Annotated in this window: 2 protein-coding genes; both read left to right on the forward strand. The window is 64.9% G+C overall.

All coding sequences use genetic code 11. The annotated features are described in order from the left end of the window. The first annotated feature begins 93 nt into the window (after positions 1-93). Positions 94-969: a conjugal transfer protein TraF gene (locus NTCA1_RS28260; protein ID WP_236549634.1), complete on the forward strand. Its 876-nt coding sequence runs from the start codon at positions 94-96 to the stop codon at positions 967-969. 107 nt (positions 970-1,076) lie between these two features. Continuing rightward, positions 1,077-1,509: conjugal transfer protein TraH (locus tag NTCA1_RS28265; RefSeq protein WP_201282631.1), on the forward strand; the 433-nt coding region annotated here is incomplete at its 3' end.

A 1,509-nucleotide genomic window follows, 5' to 3' on the forward strand; every position in this document is an offset into this window, starting at 1 on the left:
TGATGGATCAGGGCACGAGCATGCTCGACGTGGCCCGAATGATGTCCGTCCTGGGCATCGCGATGCAGGAACTCGATGGGGAGCACTCAGTCGATGATGACCAATGAGCGTAACGCACTGGAGATCCGCCCAAGTGGCAGCGCTGACAGGTGGCCCGGGCGCATTGCCCGCCTTGGTGCGATACTGTTGGCTGTGGCCCCCGCCCTGCCCCTGCCGGTGCTCGCCGCCCCGCAGGATACAGGGCTCGAGGCAAGCGAGGACAACGATGACTTCTACTGCCGCGAGCGCAAGCTGGGGCAATGGTTCTATTGTGAAAAGCCCAAGCCGAAACCGAGCGAACAGAAGACGGCCGAACCGGCGCAGTCCGCCAGCGAGCGGATCGCTGCGATCGCAAAGCAACTGGACGAGCTGAAGGCGCGCGCCATCCTCGAGCCGAGCGAGGAGAACGTCATCGCCTATGTGCGCTTCCAGCGCGAACAGCTTGATCGCGCCTCGACGTTTTCCGACACCTGGCAGCGCGCCCTGTGGCAGAACCCGGACATCGACTACACGCTGCAGCGGCCTGTCTCGACGGTCGCCAAGCGGGCGTGGACAGATAACCGCACCGCCGATCGCGGCCAGGTGCTCGCGCACCTCGGCCAGCGCTATGGCATGTTCTACTTCTTCGCGCAGAGCTGCGGCGCCTGCGAAATCTTCGCGCCGATCCTGCGTTCGGTTGCGGACTCTCATGGCCTGGCTGTGATGGCCGTCTCGATGGATGGCGGCCCGAGCAAGGACTTCCCGAATTACGTGGTCGATTCCGGTCAACGCGCACGAATGGGCGTGCCGGGTAACGCGACGCCGGCGCTTGTCCTCTTCGATACGGCCACCAAAAAGACCGTCCCGATCGGCTTCGGCATCCTCTCGGCCGACGAGATCATGGACCGGATCTTCATGCTCACCAACACCAAGGTCGGGAGTGACTACTAATGGACGAGCTTCCCCCCTCCCCTCGCGCCAAGCGCCTGGCCTCCCCCCGCTTCCGCGCCTTTCGTCGGCGGCTCGCCGCCGCTGCCCTGAGCCTCGGGGCCGCCAGCATGGTGCCGATCGGCATCGCGCGCGCGGACGTCGCCAGTTCGATGAACTCGTTCTTCAACGATGCCGGCGGCGCTGCCAACGTGACCGGCCCGACCGCCTATCAGGGCCAGTCGGCGGGCTACTACTCGCTCGGCAACGCATGGACCCGTTTCCCGCAAAAGAGCGTGTCGCCGTTCAACCTCCAGCTGCCGAGCGCCCGCGCTGGTTGCGGCGGCATCGATCTGTTCACCGGCTCGTTCTCGTTCATCAACGCCTCCGAAATGGTGGCGATGCTGAAAGCGACCGCCAACAATGCCCTCGGGTTCGCATTCAAGCTGGCGATCGACAGCGTCTCGCCCGAGATCGGCAAGATCATGGGCGAGTTCCAGCAGGCCGCCCAGCAGATGAACCAGATGAACATCTCGTCGTGCGAGGCGGCGCAGGGCCTCGTCG

Source organism: Novosphingobium sp. TCA1, assembly GCF_009811895.1.
GTDB classification, from domain to species: domain Bacteria; phylum Pseudomonadota; class Alphaproteobacteria; order Sphingomonadales; family Sphingomonadaceae; genus Novosphingobium; species Novosphingobium panipatense_A.

Excerpts from the sequence above, each read along its gene's own strand:
- NTCA1_RS28260 (WP_236549634.1), top strand. The coding sequence starts at position 94 with ATGATGACCAATGAGCGTAACGCACTGGAGATCCGCCCAAGTGGCAGC.